General features: G+C 64.1%; 16 protein-coding genes. 8 read left to right on the top strand and 8 right to left on the bottom strand.

The features are described from left to right. Positions 1–71: 71 nt before the first annotated feature. Complete coding sequence (locus tag AC1D1P_RS03030) at positions 72–749, top strand: TetR/AcrR family transcriptional regulator (protein ID WP_477670497.1); 678 nt, start codon at positions 72–74, stop codon at positions 747–749. 115 nt (positions 750–864) lie between these two features. Here the strand turns inward: AC1D1P_RS03030 and AC1D1P_RS03025 are convergent, their stop codons facing one another. The 3 genes from AC1D1P_RS03025 to AC1D1P_RS03015 form a co-directional block, all read right to left on the bottom strand. After that, positions 865–1,899, bottom strand: a complete 1,035-nt coding sequence (locus AC1D1P_RS03025; RefSeq protein WP_477672050.1) for a porin — start codon at positions 1,897–1,899, stop codon at positions 865–867. Positions 1,900–2,088: 189 nt separating this feature from the next. After that, a complete protein-coding gene (locus tag AC1D1P_RS03020) occupies positions 2,089–3,081 on the bottom strand; it encodes a Bug family tripartite tricarboxylate transporter substrate binding protein (RefSeq protein WP_477672049.1) in 993 nt (330 codons plus the stop codon). Continuing rightward, on the bottom strand, positions 3,078–3,980 hold the full coding sequence (locus AC1D1P_RS03015; RefSeq protein ID WP_477672048.1) for an N-formylglutamate amidohydrolase: 903 nt from the start codon (positions 3,978–3,980) through the stop codon (positions 3,078–3,080). Before AC1D1P_RS03015 ends, AC1D1P_RS03020 begins: the two co-directional genes overlap by 4 nt. 78 nt (positions 3,981–4,058) lie before the next feature. Between AC1D1P_RS03015 and AC1D1P_RS03010 the strand changes: the two genes are divergently transcribed. Next, a complete protein-coding gene (locus AC1D1P_RS03010) occupies positions 4,059–4,961 on the top strand; it encodes a LysR substrate-binding domain-containing protein (RefSeq protein ID WP_477672047.1) in 903 nt (300 codons plus the stop codon). A gap of 19 nt (positions 4,962–4,980) precedes the next feature. Here the strand turns inward: AC1D1P_RS03010 and AC1D1P_RS03005 are convergent, their stop codons facing one another. Further along, complete coding sequence (locus AC1D1P_RS03005) at positions 4,981–5,931, bottom strand: LysR family transcriptional regulator (RefSeq protein WP_477672046.1); 951 nt, start codon at positions 5,929–5,931, stop codon at positions 4,981–4,983. A 116-nt stretch (positions 5,932–6,047) separates the two neighbouring features. On the opposite strand from AC1D1P_RS03005, the gene AC1D1P_RS03000 reads away from it, so the two are divergent. Then, on the top strand, positions 6,048–7,256 hold the full coding sequence (locus tag AC1D1P_RS03000) for an MFS transporter (protein ID WP_477670503.1): 1,209 nt from the start codon (positions 6,048–6,050) through the stop codon (positions 7,254–7,256). A 16-nt stretch (positions 7,257–7,272) separates the two neighbouring features. On the opposite strand, the gene AC1D1P_RS02995 is transcribed toward AC1D1P_RS03000, so the two are convergent. Together AC1D1P_RS02995 and AC1D1P_RS02990 are read right to left on the bottom strand one after the other, a co-directional pair. After that, positions 7,273–8,286, bottom strand: a complete 1,014-nt coding sequence (locus AC1D1P_RS02995; RefSeq protein WP_477670504.1) for a MerR family transcriptional regulator — start codon at positions 8,284–8,286, stop codon at positions 7,273–7,275. A gap of 91 nt (positions 8,287–8,377) precedes the next feature. Next, positions 8,378–9,244, bottom strand: coding sequence for an oxidoreductase (locus tag AC1D1P_RS02990; protein WP_477670505.1), 867 nt, complete (start codon positions 9,242–9,244; stop codon positions 8,378–8,380). Between the two features lie 142 nt (positions 9,245–9,386). Here AC1D1P_RS02990 and AC1D1P_RS02985 point away from each other — a divergent pair, with 142 nt between their 5' ends. After that, a complete protein-coding gene (locus AC1D1P_RS02985; RefSeq protein ID WP_477672045.1) occupies positions 9,387–10,364 on the top strand; it encodes a LysR family transcriptional regulator in 978 nt (325 codons plus the stop codon). 183 nt (positions 10,365–10,547) lie between these two features. Next, positions 10,548–12,950: a glucose/quinate/shikimate family membrane-bound PQQ-dependent dehydrogenase gene (locus AC1D1P_RS02980; protein ID WP_477672044.1), complete on the top strand. Its 2,403-nt coding sequence runs from the start codon at positions 10,548–10,550 to the stop codon at positions 12,948–12,950. A 77-nt stretch (positions 12,951–13,027) separates the two neighbouring features. On the opposite strand, the gene AC1D1P_RS02975 is transcribed toward AC1D1P_RS02980, so the two are convergent. Next, positions 13,028–13,957 (bottom strand): LysR family transcriptional regulator, encoded by a 930-nt coding sequence (locus AC1D1P_RS02975; protein WP_477672043.1) that lies wholly within the window; start codon positions 13,955–13,957, stop codon positions 13,028–13,030. A 149-nt stretch (positions 13,958–14,106) separates the two neighbouring features. Here AC1D1P_RS02975 and AC1D1P_RS02970 point away from each other — a divergent pair, with 149 nt between their 5' ends. Next, a complete protein-coding gene (locus tag AC1D1P_RS02970) occupies positions 14,107–15,117 on the top strand; it encodes an aldo/keto reductase (RefSeq protein WP_477672042.1) in 1,011 nt (336 codons plus the stop codon). 96 nt (positions 15,118–15,213) lie between these two features. Here the strand turns inward: AC1D1P_RS02970 and AC1D1P_RS02965 are convergent, their stop codons facing one another. Then, entirely contained in the window at positions 15,214–16,392 is a 1,179-nt protein-coding gene (locus AC1D1P_RS02965; RefSeq protein ID WP_477672041.1) for an NAD(P)/FAD-dependent oxidoreductase, read from the bottom strand. 174 nt (positions 16,393–16,566) lie between these two features. Between AC1D1P_RS02965 and AC1D1P_RS02960 the strand changes: the two genes are divergently transcribed. Further along, on the top strand, positions 16,567–17,130 hold the full coding sequence (locus AC1D1P_RS02960; RefSeq protein WP_477672040.1) for a hypothetical protein: 564 nt from the start codon (positions 16,567–16,569) through the stop codon (positions 17,128–17,130). Between the two features lie 134 nt (positions 17,131–17,264). Further along, positions 17,265–17,682: hypothetical protein (locus AC1D1P_RS02955; RefSeq protein ID WP_477672039.1), on the top strand; the 418-nt coding region annotated here is incomplete at its 3' end.

Raw genomic sequence — 17,682 nt, 5'->3', positions numbered from 1 at the left:
GTATTGTGTACACCGTCCACAAAAGAATAGCAAAGATAATGAACACTGTCCACATAAATAAGTAACAAGCCATGTCGACCGCGCCTCCCTCCCAGCCAGTCCCGCCGCCCCGCAGCACTTACCGCCACGGGGACCTGCGGCGTGCCTTGCTGGAGGCCGGGGTGGAACTGGCCCGCGCCGGCGGGCCCGAGGCTGTGGTGTTGCGCGAAGCCACGCGCCGCGCGGGCGTTGCGCCTAATGCGGCCTACCGCCATTTTGAAAACCGCCAAGCTTTGCTGTATGCGGTTCGTTCAGCCGCGCTGGCGGCCGTGGCCCGCGCGATGGAGGCCGAACTGGCTGCGCTGCCCCAGGGTTTGCCGCCAGCCGAATTCGCCCGCGCCAACGTGCGCGCGGTTGGCGCCGGCTATTTGCGGTTTGCGCAGGCAGAGAGCGGGTTGTTCCGTACGGCCTTTGGCCCCTCGGATGATCTGAAAGAAAGAGCCCAGGGCGCGCCGGCAGACACCGAGCGCAAAGGGGAAAGCGGCCTGGACCCCTTCGAGTTGTTGGGTGCCGCGCTCGACAAACTTGTGGGCGCCGGCGTGTTGCCGCCCGAGCGCCGCCCCGGGGCTGAGTTCCTCGCCTGGTCGGCGGTACACGGCCTGGCCATGCTGGTGATTGACGGCCCGCTGGGCCCCCTCATCGGCCCGCAGATGCAGCAGATCGGCGAGCGCCTGCTGGACATGGTTGAAAAGGGCCTGTGCGGGGACTAAGGGGAGTTGACACCCATTGATTGAATTTGCCTAAGGCTTGGCCGGTGCATTGATGACAAAAGCCCGCCGGAGGCGGGCTTTGCGGACGAGATACTGATCGCGTGCCTTTGTGCGCTCAGAAGTTRTGCTGAATGCCGACCCCGTAAACACGGATCACGTCATTGGCAACGCGGTTGTTCGGGTCCGAGCGGTCATAGAAGCCGTACAGCGAAGTGCGATTGCTCATCTTGTAGGAGTAGCCCGCCTGRAAGCGCTTGAGCTTGGCCGCAGGATCGCTCTGGACATCCTTGCGGATGTAGTTGGCCATGAYCTTGCTGCTGGGCGTGATGTCCCACGAAGCGCCGATCATCTGCGCCGCCACCTTGCTGCGCGACAGCGCATTGCCCTCAAAGTTGTCACGGTTGTAAACCGCCCAGGCCCGGATCTCGCCGAAGTCGTAGGAGCCCACCAGCATCCACTTGTTCCTGAAATCATTGAGCARGGCGCCGCCGCGTTTGCTGTCCCTTCCGTAGCCGACSCCCAGGCCCAGCGGGCCGCCGCCTTCGCCGTAGCTCAGCGAGACRTCGGTCTGCTTGTAGTCGCTTTCAAAGCGGACCGGGCCGGCCGCGGTTTCCGGCAGGCCTTCACCATTGAAGTAATGGCCGGCGCGGAAAACGAAGTTGCTGATCACCGGGCTGGCGTAGCCGATGGCATTGGACACCCGGGTGCGTGCATTGAAGATGGAGGAGCCAATCGCGGTGGCGCCGGCGTCATGGATGACGTACTCCACGTTGCGGCCCAGGATCGCATAGATCGGCGTGCGGCTGGGCGCGGCCGAGTCAATGCGCCCGATGTTGACCACACCGAAGTCGCCGCCAATTCCCACGAACGAATTGCGGTACATCGGCGAGGTCGTCGCCCCGGTGTCGGAAGAGATCGCAGCCTCGATCCCGAAGAAGGCCTTGAGCCCTCCGCCCAGGTCCTCGGTTCCCTTGAAGCCGAACCGGGACGCGTTGCCCGTGATGAGCGTCTGCGAGACCGAGCCGGTCTTCGAGTTCTCGAAGCTCGTATCCATCTTCCCGTAGATCGTTACCGTGCTTTGCGCCAACGCGGCAACGGGTGCTATTGCACCGGCAGCAACCGCTGCCAGGCAGATCATCTTGTAATTCATTCCTCACTCCTCAAAGTTTTCTATAGATAGCGGGAGCCCAATCACCGCCGTATGGATATTCGCGGGCAAAGTTCGCCCAGGCCCGAGAAGATTTCGTCTTCCACGGGGCAGCAACTCACAGGTGCGTGTATGTGCGCGTCAACCGTCTGGCTGCGGCAGCGTGGTGGGGTGGTGAAGGTTCATGCGCGGCTATTCCAGAACAATCTTGTTGGCCTGAGCGACATCCTTGAAGAACCGGATGCGTTGAATGACTTCCTGCCGGTATTCGGCGGGGCGCACGTTCTCGGRCAGCATCGCACCGCGTTTGCGCCAGGCTTCCAGCGTGTCCTTGTCGCGAAGAATGGTGCGTACCGCGTCGTAGAGTTTCTGGATGATGGCCTCCGGCGTTTTTGCCGGCGCTGCCAGCCCCGTCCACGACGTGAGGTTCAGGTCGGGCAGCTTGAGTTCGTCGAAGGTGGGAACATCAGGCAACTGCGGTGCGCGCAGCGGCGAGGCGACGGCCAGTGCGCGCAGGCTTCCGCTCTGCAGCATGGCCAGGTTGGAGGGCAGGTTGTTCCACGTCAGCTGAACCTGCCCCGAGAGCAGATCCGTCAGTGCCGGTCCGGCGCCCCGGTAGGGAATGTGCGTGATGAACAGGCCCAGCTTCGACTTGAGCAGCTCCATGCTCAGGTGTGCCACCGAGCCGTTGCCCGACGATGCGTAGTTCAATTTGCCGGGGTTGGCCTTGGCGTAGCGTACAAATTCGGCAAAGGTCTTGACCGGGAGCTTGGCGCTGGCGACCAGCACGTTCGGCAGCCTGTCGATCAGCGTGATGTAGGCGAAATCGTTCACTGCGTCATAAGGCAGGTTGGGTGACACCGCCGGATTGACCACATGGGTCGACTGCGAAGTGACGACCAGCGTATAGCCATCGGGCGCGGCCTTTGCAACAATGCCGGTGCCAATGGCGCCACCTGCGCCGGCCTTGTTGTCGATCACGACCGGCTGGCCCAGCAGCCTGCCCAGTTTGTCGGCCATGGCGCGTGCTGAGATGTCCACCGCCCCGCCCGGCGGGAACGGCACGATGAGGGTAATGGGACGGCTCGGGTAAGCCTGCGGCTGGCTGAATGCCGGGCACGCCACCGCGCTCGCCGCGCCGGCCGCTATGCCCAGGAATTTCCGACGGCTTGGGATGGTGATCATGCTGTGTCCTTGATGTTGACGTGGCGTTTCGGGTGGGTGGTTTCTTCCCTGATGTACCCCGCGATGGCCTGCAGCACCAKGTGAATGCGCTTCTTGAGTTCAGGAAACTGCCGCTTCGGCTCGCGTGTTGTTTCGTTGAGGTAGAGCGACCTGTTGATTTCGATCTGCAGGCTGTGCTGTCCGTGTGCGGGCCGGCCAAGAGTGCGCACCAGGTCTTGCCCCGCATAGGGGTCGTTCAGTGCGACGGTGTAGCCTTGCCGCTTGAACTCGTCCCCGACGAAGTCAGCGAAAGCCGCGCTGCAGCTGGCGCCATGCAGGTTGCCCAGCACGATGTCGGCCAGCGGCTTGTCCGGCAACCCCAGGCGCACATACGCGTTGCTCGGCATGGAATGGAGGTTGAGGTGCCACCGTTCACCCTGCGGGGTGCTTGACTGGGCCAGCGCGTCCTCCAGCGCATGGCGATACGGCCGCCAGCAGCTTTCAATCCGGTGTTTGATTTCGTTGGCATGAAGCCGGCGGCTGTAGATCGGCTGTAGTGTCGGAGTCTTGCTGAACACCAGGCCGTTACCCAGCCGCAGGCAGGGTTGAGAAGGGGCCACTGGCTCAGCCCACTCTCCGTCCAGCATCGCAAGGTCGATGTCGTCCTCGCTGCGGTTGGGGTCGATATAGCTGCGCGGAAACGTCGCGTGCACCAGCGTCGCGCCGACCAGCGGCGCCGCGTCCCAAAGCTGCTCGATCAGCGTGTCTTCGCACTGCCGCAGTTGCTGCAATTCAATGGAAAAATCGAAGTCCTGCGGATAGTAGGTGCCGCTGTGGGGGGAGTCGCACACCAGTGCGATGGGATCAACGACGGGTCGGACGACTTTGACGGGTTCGGCGCGGGACATGGTTTGGCTCATGGCGGGTAGTGTGGCGCCGCGAGTGCTGCGCGACAAACGACAATTTCAAAGCTGCTGATTAGATGATCTAATAGGGCCATGAAATTCAAGTCGCCGTCGCTGGCCGAACTGCACGCGTTTCTTGGGGTCTGCCAATTGGGGAGTTTTCGCCGCGCGGCGGAAGTTCTCTCTGTCACGCAGGGCGCCGTCAGCCAGGCCATCCTGCGCCTGGAACAACGGCTCGGCTGCAGCCTGTTCGACCGTCAGCAGGCGGGCGTTGTGCCCACAGTCCGCGGGCGCGAATTCCAGAAGCTGGTCGAAACCCATGTCGCCGGGCTGGAGGCGGCGGTCACCCAGTTCGGCGGAGAGTCATTGCAACACAAAGTGCGGGTGAGCGTCATACCAACCCTCGGAACGCGCTGGCTGGTCCCCAGGCTCGCGCAATTCAAGTCCTTGAATCCCAATGTTGAGGTGGAGCTGCGCCAATTTCATTTCGACGAAGACTTCAAGCGCGACGACGTGGACCTGTGGATCGCGCTCAGGCGTCCCGGAAGGAGGTGGCCACGCGGTATCCGCGGACGCTATCTGCTGGGCAACGAGATCACGCCCGCCTGCACGCCCGCACTTGCGCGAAGCATTCAGCATCCGCGGGATCTCGCCGCACATACCCTTCTTCATCACATCAACTACCCCGACAACTGGGCCGTATGGATGGAGGGTGCAGGTTTAAAGCAGCCCAAGCCAGCATTGGGCCCGGGGTTCGATCTGGGCAACAACCTCATCGTCGCGGCATGCGCCGGCATGGGAGCCATCGTCATCCAGCCGTGCCTGATTGAGAGCGAACTCGAAAGCGGCAAGCTGGTCCTGCCCTTCGACACCCGGGTCCTGATCTCGCGCGGGTATTACCTTTGCCAACGATCAGCTGCCGCCCACAGCAATCGCGCCGTTGAAGCGTTTGCCTCATGGCTGCAAGAGCAGGCCGGCAACACGGCCGGCGCCTGACCTCTCCCAGGCGCTGCGATCAGGCTGCGCCGGCCCCGTCCTCGCGGGCCGGCAGGCCCATGCCCTTGGGCAATCCCTCGCGCAGTGCTTCGATAAAGCGGCGCAGCTTGGCCGGATAAAAATTCGAATAGGGGTAGATCAGGTAGACCGGCAGGGGCTCGGCACACCACTGCGGCGCCAGATGCAGCAGCCGGCCCTCGGCCACGTCGCCCGCCACCAGCCAGGTCGAAGCGATGCTCGCACCCAGGCCCAGCAGCGTGGCGTTGCGCAGGGCAAACAGGCTGTCCGTGCCCAGGCGCGGCCGTATCGCAAAGCGGTGTTCTTCGCGGCGCTGGTCGGCGTGGCGGCGGATCAGCACCACCTCGTTGCGGTAGAACGTTTGCAGGGCCAGCCAGGGCAGGGCCTGCAGACCGGTGGGATGCAGCGGCGGCGGTTTGTCTTGCAGCAATGAGGGCGCTGCCACCACGATGCGCCGGACTTCAGCGATCTTCACAGCCACCAGGGAGGGGTCTTCCACCGTGCCCACATGCACCGCGCAGTCGATGCCCTGCGTGATGAAGTCGGGCGTGCCGTCATGCAGCAGCCACTCCACCGTGACGCGTTCGTGGCGCCGCAAATAGTCGACCACCGGCCCCACCAGCTGCTGCTGGCCCAGCGCATGCGGTACCACCACACGCAGCGTGCCCTCCGGCACTTCCTGTGTGCCGCGCAGGTCGGCCTCAAAAGCCCCCCAGTTGCCCAGCAGCTCCTTGGCACGGGCAAAGCAGCGCTCGCCACCCTCCGTCAGTTTCATCGCGTGGGTGGAGCGCTGCAGCAGCTTCAGGCCCAGCGAACGTTCCAGCGCCTGAAGGCGCCGGCTGACTGTGGGTTGYGTGGCGTTCATCTGCGCTGCGGCGGCGGACAGGCTGCCCGCCTCCACGATGCGCACAAAGGTCTGCATGAGTTCGATCCGGTCCGGTGCGGTTTTCATGAGGTACCCCAGGTTACTTATGCGTTTTGCGTATGACCATTGTGCCCAATAGCAGCCTTCACAGCGCAAAACCTCACCCGCATACTCGCGTCCTGCCTCAAATCGGGATTTTCCTCATGACTTCTACAGCTAATACGCATGACCAAACCGGGCCCGGCTTGCCGTTCCCATTGATTCTCCTGCTCGCCACCGGTGCCGGCCTGGCCGCAGCCTCGCTCTATTACAGCCAGCCCATGCTGGCCTTGCTGCTTGCTGAGTTCCAGTCCACGCCCGCCGCCATCGGCCTGGTGCCCACGCTGACCACGCTCGGTTATGCGCTGGGCATAGGACTCCTCGCGCCGCTGGGCGATCGCTATGACCGCCGGCGCATCATCCTCGGCAAGGCCGCCGCTCTGGTGCTGGCGTTGCTGCTCGCCGCCGCCGCGCCGTCCGTGGCGGTGCTCGCACTGGCCAGCCTCGCGATCGGTCTTGCGGCCACGCTGGCGCAAGACATCGTGCCGGCCGCCGCCACACTCGCACCCGAAGCCCGTCGCGGCAAAACCGTGGGCACGGTGATGACCGGCCTGTTGCTGGGCATCCTGCTGTCGCGCGTGGTGGCCGGCGTCGTGGCTGAGCAGTTCGGCTGGCGCAGCATGTTTGTGGGCGCGGCCCTCAGCATTGCGCTGCTGGGCGTGGCGGTGTGGCGGCGGCTGCCGCGCTTTGAGCCGACCACGCAGCTGCCCTACCTGGCGCTGCTAGGCTCGCTTGCCACGCTGTGGAAGCGCCACGGCGCGCTGCGCCGCGCGGCCACCGCACAGGGCCTGATCAGCATCGGCTTCAGCGCCTTCTGGTCCACGCTGGCCATCATGCTGCACGCCGAGCCCTTCAACCTGGGCAGCGGCGCCGCTGGCGCCTTCGGTGTGGCCGGTGCCGCCGGTGCGCTCGCAGCACCGCTGGCCGGCCGCATCGCCGACAGCAAAGGCCCTGAAGTCGTCACCCGGCTGGGCGCTGTGCTGGTCGCCGCCGCTTTCATCGCCATGGCCTGTGGCCCCAACCAGCTGTGGCTCATTGCGCTGGGTGCAGTGGTGTTTGACCTGGGCGCGCAGGCCACGCTGATTGCTCACCAGACCATCGTCTACGGCATTGAACCCGCCGCGCGCAGCCGGCTCAATGCGGTGCTGTTCATCGGCATGTTCAGCGGCATGGCCGGCGGTGCGTGGCTGGGTAGCGTGGTGCTGGCGCACGCCGGCTGGCAGGGCGTGTGCGTGATGGCCGCGGTATCGGGTGCGGCAGCACTGGTGGTGCGAATGTGGCCAGCGAAGAAACTGGTGCGCTGCGCCGCGTGAAAACGACGCTGAACCGTCAAGCCTTTTTGGGAATCGTGGCCACCATGCCCGCCGTGCGTGCCCTGACCTCCGGTGTCGCCAGGCAGGTCATCACCGCCTCGTAGCCCGGCGCGCCGGGATAGGGCGCGACGCGAACCGGCGGGCTGTGGTTGGCCGGGCAAAGGATGACGGCTTCCTCCGCGCCCATCGCCGCCAGATCCAGAATCGACGACGAACGTGTCATCAGGAAAAGCGGGCGTGCGCCAAGCCCGGCGCGTTGGCGCAGGTAGATGATGAGCGCTTCCTGCGTGGCCTGGTCCAGCCCTTGCTCCACCATGTCGACCACAAAGACGGCGGGCCCTTCGGCTTCCAGTCCCGCCAGCAGCGCGGTCAGTGCTTCCGAGGCTACAGCTCCTTCATCCACCAGCCACGCCAGTGTCCTGTCAACACGCTGCTTCAATGCAGCATCCTTGTCCGTGTTGTCCAGCCGGTCCAAACCCAGAAAGACCGCATTCGGCAGCCGCTCAGCCAGCAGCATCGCCAAACGAGTCTTGCCGCTGCCAAGCGGCCCGATGATGTAGTTCAGTGGGCGTATGCCGGCAAGCTCAAACCACTCGCCGCCCCAGGGCCAGGGCAACTCAAAACCCACGCTGAATTTGGCATAAGGATGAAGCACACGCGCCAGCTCCCCCTGGCCCGGCGCCCTGCCGCGAAGAAGGTCCGCACGCAACGTGCGGACCTTGCCTATCGTGTCTACGAGTTCGCTCACTTGCGATTCGAGCGCCACCTCGTGCAAGGCAAGCGCAGGCTCCAGGCTTTGCGGGTCACCCACAAAAGCCTCTGCCACCTGAGCCAGGCTCAGGCCCAACTTGCGCAGCGTCACCACCTCGGCGGCACGCGCCATCGCGTCGGGACCATAAATCCGGTAGCCGGTGGCGGCGCGCTCCGGTGTTACCAGGCCGCGCTGTTCATACAGCCGCAAGGCTTTGATCGATACGCCAAGCCGCCTGGCCGCTTCGGAGGCGCCTGGGTGTGCGCGGGGAGAATTCATGAGAGACCTCTGGGTTGCTTCAGCATTGCTTTTGAACTTTCAGCATCATGAAGGCGGACCCAGGGGCCAAGTCAACAGGACATTGAAAAACTCAGGCCATCAGCGCTTCTTTCGGAAAATCCGTCGAAGCCGACAGCGCCTTCCAGGCCTTCACCTCGGCCTCCACAAACGCATGCTTGTCTGCAATCACTTTCAGCGTGTCGGTGCCCATCGGCAGGCGCAGCGGTGGGGTGTCGGCCTCCACCAGCTTCAGCATCGCCTGCGCCAGGCGCAGCGGGTTGCCCGCCTGGTTGTGGTTGATCTCTTTAGCAGCTTCGCGCACCCTGCCTGCGCTTTGGGCGTAGTCGTCCAGAATGCGCGGCGACACCGCAAGTGAGGCGTTGTCCAGGAAGTCGGTGCGGAAGTAACCGGGCTCCACGGTGGTGACGTGAATGCCCAGCGGTGCCAGTTCGCCATGCAGCGCTTCGGTCAGGCCTTCCACCGCAAACTTGGTTGAGCAGTACACGCCAAAGCCCGGGCCCGACTGGTAACCACCCAGCGACGAGATGTTGATGACGTGGCCGCTGCGGCGCGCACGCATGGCCGGCAGCACAGCGCGTGTCACGTTCAGCAGGCCGAACACATTGGTTTCGTACAGGCGCCGCACCTCGTCGCCGGTGGCTTCTTCCACCGCGCCCAGCAGGCCATAGCCCGCGTTGTTGACCAGCACGTCGATGCGGCCAAAACGTGCCAACGCGGCTTGCACGGCGGCCGCCGCCTGTGCTTCGTCGGTCACATCCAGCGGCAATGCCAGCAGCGCAGCGCTGGCGGGAAATCTTTTTTGCACTGAGGCGGCGTCGCGCGAAGTCGCCACCACCGCGTCACCGTGCGCCAGCGCCGCTTCGGCAATGCGCGCGCCAATGCCGCGCGCCGCGCCGGTGATCATCCAGATACGTTTGAAGTCAATCTTTGCATTCATGGTCTTGCCCCTAAAAAATGTTGCTGAGGAGGGCAATGTAGGTTTTTGATTAAGTGTTGAATAGCCCACAATCGGTGAGTTCATAATCAAGCTAATCGTGACAATTAGGGGCTTGCTCCCCGTAAAACCGCCAGGAGCCGCCATGGCCTTCAATGAATTGCGCGCCGTTTCCACTTTCGTCAGGGCCGCCGAACTCGGCAGCCTGCGCCAGGCCGCCGCCGCACAGGCCATCACGCCGCAGGCCGCCAGCCAGGCGCTGGTCCAGCTCGAACAGCATCTGGGGGTGCGCCTTTTTCACCGCACCACGCGCAGCCTGAGCCTCACCGAAGAAGGCGAGCAGTTCCTGCAGGCCGCGCAGCCCGGCCTTTCGACGCTGCAGCGGGCGTTGCAGGGCGCGCGCCGCACCCGCGAAGAAATCGCCGGGCCGCTGCGCATCGTCGCGCCGCGTTCCATCATGCTCGAGGTGTTGTGGCCTGTGCTGGAGGAATACTGCCGCCGCTACCCGCAGGTGGATCCCGATATCCAGATGGACGACCGCATCGGCAACTGGGTGGAAGACCGTGTCGATGTCGGCTTTCGCGCCGGCGCGCCGCCCGCGGGCGGCATCATCTCGCGCCGCATCCTGCCGCTGCAACTGGTGGTGTGCGCGTCACCCGCCTACATCGCGCAGCATGGCGCGCCCCAGACCATCGAAGACCTGGCCGGGCACCGCTGCACGGGCTTTCACCACACGGGCACCGGCAAGACCATGCCCTGGGAATTCAAGGTGGGTGAAGAAGTGGTGGCCCGTACCGTCGCCGCGTCCTTCCTCACCAATGACGTGGACCTGGAAGCCCGTGCTGTCGTGGCCGGCCAAGCCATCGGCCAGCTGATCGGCGCCACCGCTGCGCCCCTGGTGCGCGCCGGCCGGCTGGTGCCGCTGTTGACGCAGCATGTCACCGGGCATCTCGGCCTCTATGTCTACTACGGCAGCCGTAACGCGCAGCCTGCCCGTGCGCGGGCCTTTATCGACCTGGCGGTGGAACGGCTGGTTGGCAACACGCAGTTTTACCTGGAGCCGCATGAACTGCGGCCCCATGCCGCCGCGCGGAAAACGCGCCGCGCCCGCGCGGCCGGCTGACGCGCGGGTGTCGCGGCATCAGCGCCGCGCAGACATCTCTTTCTGTATCTTTCTTATCCATCCGTTTGCGTGCAGCCGTTTTCTTGGCGTCGCCTACAGCTGCGTTAGCCCACGGCTGACGCGCGGCAGGCCGATGTGGGAATAGATTGGGGGCCTGTACGGATGCATCAGGAAGAATAAAAAGTGTCAGCTATCCCGCGCCTTCGCTCCGCCTTTTTCACCGGCCTGGTGCTCGTGCTGATCGGAGGGGTGCTGGCCTTGCCGGGCATCTGGCTGGTGGTGCTGGGAGGTTCCTGGTATTACCTGGTGGCTGGCCTCGCATTTATATTGACGGGCGTGCTGTTGATCCAGTACGGACCGATAGCATTGTGGACCTATGCGCTCCTGCTGGTGGGCACACTGGCATGGGCGTTGTTGGAGGGCGGGCTTGACTGGTGGCCGCTGGCCGCGCGCGGGGGAGTGCTGTTTCTCATTGGCCTCTTCCTGCTCACCCCCATGCTTGCCCGTGCCATGCAGTCCGAAGCGCCGGGCCAATCCGGCGTGCGCGCCGGCCAGTGGGCGCTGGGCGCCGCGCTGGCGCTTTTTCTTGTGGCCTCGGTGGCGACCTGGCTGCATGATGCCAACCGCGTGACGGGCATGTTGCCGCTGCCGCCCACCGGCGCATCGGCTGCGCGCCCGGCTGATGCCGTTCCCACCGGCGAATGGCATGCCTACGGGCGTACCGGCCAGGGGCAGCGGTATTCGCCGCTGAGCCAGATCACCCCCGACAACGTGGAAAACCTGGGGCTGGCCTGGCAGTACCGAACCGGTGACATGCGCGGCCAGCCTGGTGACCCGGCAGAAACTACCTTCGAGGTGACCCCGCTGAAAGTGGGGAACCGGCTTTTCCTGTGCACGCCGCACCAGTCCGTCATTGCGCTGGACGCCACCACCGGCGCGGAAGCCTGGCGCTTCAATCCCGAGATCCAGGGCAAGCTCGCGCTGCAGCACCTGACCTGCCGCGGCCTGTCTTACCAGCCACCTGCCGCTGCGACTGCGACAGCTGCCGCCGCGTCCATCGACTGCCCGGCCAAACTCTTCATGCCCACGGCAGACGGCCGCGTGATTGCCCTGAACCCCGACACCGGAAAGATCTGCCCCTCATTCGGCGGCGGCAAGGGGCAGATCGACCTCTGGGCCGGCATGCCCAACCAAAAGCCCGGCGCTTACTACTCCACCTCACCGGTGGTGGTCACATCAAAGCTCATCATCGTGGGCGGCACGGTGCTCGACAACGTTTCCACCAAAGAGCAGTCCGGCGTGATCCGCGCTTACGACATTAACACCGGTGCGCTGGTCTGGAACTGGGACTCGGGCAAGCCCGACGCCACCGCACCGCTTGCGGCAGGGCAGAGCTACACCGCCAATTCACCGAACAGCTGGTCCATCTCCAGCGTCGACGAAGCACTGGGCATGGTCTATGTGCCGCTTGGCAACCAGCCACCCGACCAGTGGGGCGGGCAGCGCAGCCCCGCGGTGGAAACGTATTCGTCGTCCGTCGTCGCGCTGGACCTGGCCACCGGCAAGGTACGCTGGAACTTCCAGACCGTGCACCACGACCTGTGGGACTACGACGTGCCGGCCCAGCCCAGCCTGGTAGACCTTACCGTGGGCGGCAACCGGGTGCCCGCGCTGGTCCAGCCCACCAAGCAGGGCGAGATCTTTGTGCTTGACCGCCGCACCGGCACACCGCTTTTGCCTGTTGTGGAAACAACGGCACCGCAGGGTGCCGCGCAGGGTGACCGCACCGCGCCCACCCAGCCGAACTCGGCCCTGTCGTTCAACCCGCCGCCGCTGACTGAGCGCGACATGTGGGGCGCCACCCTGTTCGACCAGCTCTATTGCCGCATTGCTTTTCACCGGCTGCGTTATGAGGGCCGCTTCACGCCGCCTTCCACGCAAGGCTCGCTGATCTATCCCGGCAACTTCGGCGTGTTCAACTGGGGCGGCGTGGCGGTGGACCCGGAGCGGCAGATGGTCTTCGCCACGCCGACCTACCTGGCCTTTGTCTCCAAACTCGTGCCGCGCACGGACGACACCAGCCTCATGGTGCAGGGCAAGGAGAGGCCCGAAGGCAGCCTGCCCTCGCTCAATGAAAACTTCGGCGCGCCCTTTGCTGTCAAGCTCAGCGCGTTCGTGTCGCCGCTGGGCATACCGTGCCAGGCGCCGCCCTGGGGCTATGTGGCCGGCGCCGACCTGACCACGGGCGCCATTGCCTGGCAGCATAAAAACGGCACTGTGCGCGACCTGTCGCCTGTGCCCCTGCCCTTCCGCATGGGCGTACCCAATCTGGGTGGGCCCCTGACCACGGCGGGCGGTGTGGCCTTCCTGTCCGGCACGCTGGACTACTACCTGCGCGCTTACGACGTGAACACCGGCAAGGAAATCTGGAAGAGCCGCCTGCCCGCCGGCGGCCAGGCCACGCCCATGACCTACACCGGCGCCGACGGCCGGCAATATGTGTTGGTGGTCGCTGGCGGCCACGGTTCGCTCGGCACCAAGGCGGGTGACTATGTCAGGGCGTACGTGCTTCCGGCGGGCAGCTGACAGCGGATTTTGCAAGCAAATCCGGCCTCCAGGGCAATAAGAACAAGCGCTAGCAGCTATCAAAAAGATAGCGGTACTCACGAGTACAACTTCGCCCCCGCGGCGAACTCCGCCTTGAACACCTCGGCCACCCAGTCGGCAAAGGCGCGCACCTTGGCCGTCAGGTGGCGGTTGCGCGGGTACAGCACCATCATCGGCAGCGCTTCAGGCTGCCAGTCGGGCAGCACGCGTACCAGTTCGCCACTGGCCAGCAGCGCGCAGGTGCGGCGTGTCAGCGGCGGTTGCGACAAACCCAGGCCGGCCAGCACCGCGCCCATGTGGCTGTCGGCGTCGTTGCAGCTGACCCAGTGCGGGCGGTGAATCTGCCGCACGTCGCCGTCCCTGGAAAATTCGAACGGAAACACCCGCCCCGTCTTGGCGGAATGAAAGTTCACAAAGCGGTGCTGCTCCAGGTCTTCCAGTGTCTCGGGTGTGCCGTACTGTGCCAGGTAGGAAGGCGCGGCGCAGGTCACTACCGTCAGCCGGCCCAGCGGCCGCGCGACCAGTGTTTCGTCGTGCACGAGGCCCCCGCGAATCACGCAGTCCACGCCTTCGGCCACCAGGTCCACCGGTCGGTCGGTGCTGCCCAGTTCCAGCACCATGTCGGGGTAGCGTTTGAAAAATTCCGGCAGCGCCGGTGAGATCACGTGGCGGCCCACCGCCGCCGGCACATCCACTCGCAGCCGCCCGGCCGGCGTGGCCACGGCCCGGCGCAGTGTGCCTTCCAGCTCGCCCATGTCCTGCACCATGGCCTGCGCGCGCTGGTGGTACAGCGCGCCGTCGTCTGTCAGGCTCAGCGTGCGCGTGGTGCGGTTCAGCARGCGCACCCCCAGGTGCGCTTCAAGTTCCTGCACCACCGTCGTCACCCGGGCTTTGGGCATGTGCAGCGCGGTGGCTGCTGCGGTAAAGCTGCCCAGGTCCACCACGCGTGTGAAGACTTCCATCGCCCTGTAGCGATCAACGCTCATGATTTTTGGCCTTTATTGTTCTTCAAATCACTAACAGTTATTTTGTTTAACGGCAGTTTATTCTTTTAATTCAAACCAATACAGTTCATCCACCTGCTCACTTATCTGCCCATCCAAACACTGATCCACTTTTTAAGAAAAGGCTCCCCATGAACACGAATATCCTTTCCCCCACCCGCCTGGGCTTTCGYGGCCCGCAATCCGTCTCGGCCATTGGCCTGGGCGCCATGGGCATGTCGGGCATGTACGGCGCCCACGACGAGGCGCAAAGCATCGCCACGATTCACGCCGCGCTCGACGCCGGCGTCAACCTGATCGATACCGGCGACTTTTACGGCATGGGCCACAACGAAATGCTGATCGGCCGTGCGCTGAAAGGCCGGCGCGACGAAGCACTGATCTCCGTCAAGTTCGGCGCGCTGCGCGACCCGGCAGCCGGCTGGATCGGCATGGACGGCCGGCCCGAAGCGGTGAAGAACTTCCTGGCCTACACGCTGCAGCGCCTGGGCACCGACCACATCGATATTTATCGCATCGCGCGCCTCGACCCGAACGTGCCGATCGAAGACACCATTGGCGCCATGGCCGACATGGTGAAAGCCGGTTATGTGCGTCACATCGGGCTTAGCGAAGTCGGGGTGCAGACCATCCGCAAGGCGCACGCCGTGCACCCCATCAGCGACCTGCAAATTGAATATTCACTGGTCAGCCGCGGGCCCGAGGCAGAAATTTTCCCGGTGCTCAAGCAACTGGGCATCGGCGTCACGCCCTACGGCGTGCTGTCACGCGGGTTGCTGTCGGGCTCCAAACCCACGGGGCCTGGTGACTTCCGCGCCCACCTGCCGCGCTTCACCGGAGACAACGCCGTCAAGAACCAGCAGCTCGTTGATGTATTGCACCAGCTGGCCGCCGGCATGGGCGCCACGGCATCACAGATAGCGATTGCCTGGGTCATCGCACGCGGCAAGGCCCTCGGGGTCGACATGGTGGCGCTGGTCGGTTCCCGCAAGCCGGGCCAGCTTGATGAAGCGCTGGGCGCGTTGAAGCTCAAGCTCAGCGCCGAAGACCTGCAGCGCATTGAAGCCGCGCTGCCCGCCGACGCGGTGGCCGGCACACGCTACGACACCTACCAGATGGGCCACCTGGACAGCGAAAAGTAAGCGCGAATCTATACAAAATCGGCCTGTAGCCCTTGCGTTACCTGCACAAGCAGCTATCAATTCGGGAGCAAAAAAGGAAGAAGGCGTGAACCMAACCTAGATCACGTTCTTCTCCAGCAAGCTGCGCCCCTCTACCAGCCGCTGCACCGCCAGCGGCGACAAGTCCAGGCTGGTGTAGCCGCCTTCGGCAATCCACTCCGCCAGGCCGCGCCCCACCGCCGGTGACTGCTGCAACCCGTGGCCGCTAAAGCCATTGGCCAGCAGCAGGTTGGGCAGGTGCGGGTGTGGTCCCAGCAGCGCATTGTGGTCGTGCGTGTTGTATTCGTAATAGCCGGCCCAGGCGCGTTGCATGCGCACGGCCTCAAAGCCTGGCACGCGGTTGGCCAGTGTCAGCCAGGCTTCGTCAAAGAGATCGTAGTCCACATCCAGCGGCGCATCGTTGTGGTCTTGTGCCGGCGGCAGGCCGCAAATCCAGATGTCGCCTTCGGGCCGAAACCACAAACCGCTCGGGTCAATCACCAACGGGCAGTCAGGCGTCTTCGCGGGGCTGGCAAATGCATACACACAGCGCTTGCGGCCATACACCGGCAGGTCAAGGCCTGTGCCGGCCAGCAGCGGTCGCGCCCATGCGCCTGCCGCATTCACGGCCCAGTCGCAGGGCAGCTGCGCGCCCCCTTGCAGCATGACCGCAGCCACACGGCCCGCGCTGTGCGCAAAGCCTGCGGCCTCGGCCTTCACATACTGCACGCCCAGGCTGCGCGCCTTTTGCTTGAAGGCCATCAGCAAACCATAGCCGTCAAACCAGCCTTCGCCCGAAAGGCCGAGCGACGCCAGCGCGAGGTCATCCACCTGAAGCCACGGGAAGCGTTGCCGGGTTTCTGCAGGGGTCAGCAGCGCGACGTCAACACCGTGCGCGCGCTGCGTGGCGTGATTCTCTTGCAGCGTGGCCGCGCCGGCTTCAGTGGCCAGGTACAAATAGCCGCGCTCGGTCAAACCAATATCAGGCACATCACCATCGACCGCCAGGTGCTGTTTGATGTTGCGTAAAAAATCAATGCCGAATTGCGACACCGCAATGTTCACCGGCTGTGAAAACTGCTGGCGAATCGAGCTGGCCGACAGCGCAGAAGAGGCTTTCGTATAAGTGGGGTCGCGCTCAATCACCGTGATGTTGCCGCCAAAGCGTGGATGCGAAGCCAGGAAGTACGCGATGGCGCTGCCGATCACGCCACCGCCAACGATGACGATCTTTTGTGCGGATGTTGCGGGGTTCATGCTGGTGCTTCATTCATTCTACGGTGGAAGCGCCCCATCCTACAGGCCTAGGCGGGCCTGGTTTCTGATCGGTATGCTGCTTCAGCATCAGGGCCTCCGCGTTTGCGGTGCGTGCGTATTCATCCCATATGATCGCGTACGCCCAGGGGCGCTCCCTGCAACCCACACATTCAAATGCAACAACTTATCCAACGCCTCATCCTCTGCCTCGCCATCGCCTCGCTTGTGGGTTGCGCTGCGACGGTCACCCAGTCACCGGCTGCGGCATCCTCGCCGTCTGCGACGGCACCGCGAGCGCAAGCGCTCTCCGGGGCGCTCGTCGCGGTCGTCAGCGGCAGCCAGGCCGTACGAAGCAACGCTGATTGGCCGTCGCTCGTGGACGAATGGCAGGAGTCGCTGGCAGAATCCGCAAAAACCGCGAAGATCCCATTCGTCTTTGCCAAGGATGAAACCGCAATTCCTGCGAACGCATCGATCCTTGTCCGGTTAACTGTCAACGACTTCAAGTACGTCTCCACGGYGAAGCGATACGTGTTGGGCGTGCTGGTTGGAAACGCGTACATGGACGTTAACGCCCAGTACATCGAGCTTCCTTCGAACAAGTCGTTCGGAGCCAAAAATTTCAATACCTCCTCAAGCGCCTGGGAGGGCATTTTCTCAGCCGTCACCCCCAAGCAGGTTCGAACAGTCTCGGAGGTGATCGTCAGGGACGTTGTTTCAAYGTCGCCCGCGAAATAGAGCGTCCTGCCGCTCGGTCGAAGCGGTGGTCAATGGTTGGCCTGACCTCCTACCATTGACCCTGTCTCACCGCACCAAATATCCCGCAGGCGGCGACTGTCGCCATCAGCCGATAACTACCGGAGTTCATGTCCATGCGTCTATTGCTGGCTTTCCTGGCTTCCCTCTCCTTGCTGGGCTGCGCCACCGGTCCAGTGCCTTTGCCCGTCGAGAACCTCGCGGTGTCGGCCCGGACACCGGTCGAAGACCTGCGCCCCAAGAACGAAGGCACTCGCGAAATCTTTAGCCTGCTGATTACCAGTGATCGCTACGGCTATTTCCGGTTGGCCCAGGACCTCACAGACCCAACCGGCCCCCGGCTGTTTTCCCATCGTCTGCAGGAAAAGTATGGTGCTGGATCGGTCCCTCCAACCAGGTTGTATCACTTTGCGGTGTATTCAAACTATCGCGCGGAACTCAAAAGCGCGGCGCTGGGAGCTGCACTGGGAGGTGCCATTGGCGCCGCCATTACAAGCGGCACTGTCAAGCGCGAAGGTGAAACCGTCCATACCT

This window comes from Polaromonas sp. P1_E1_2, from assembly GCF_056406035.1.
The sequence above is the reverse complement of the archived record's forward strand: the minus strand, read 5'-3'. Positions and strand labels throughout refer to the sequence as shown.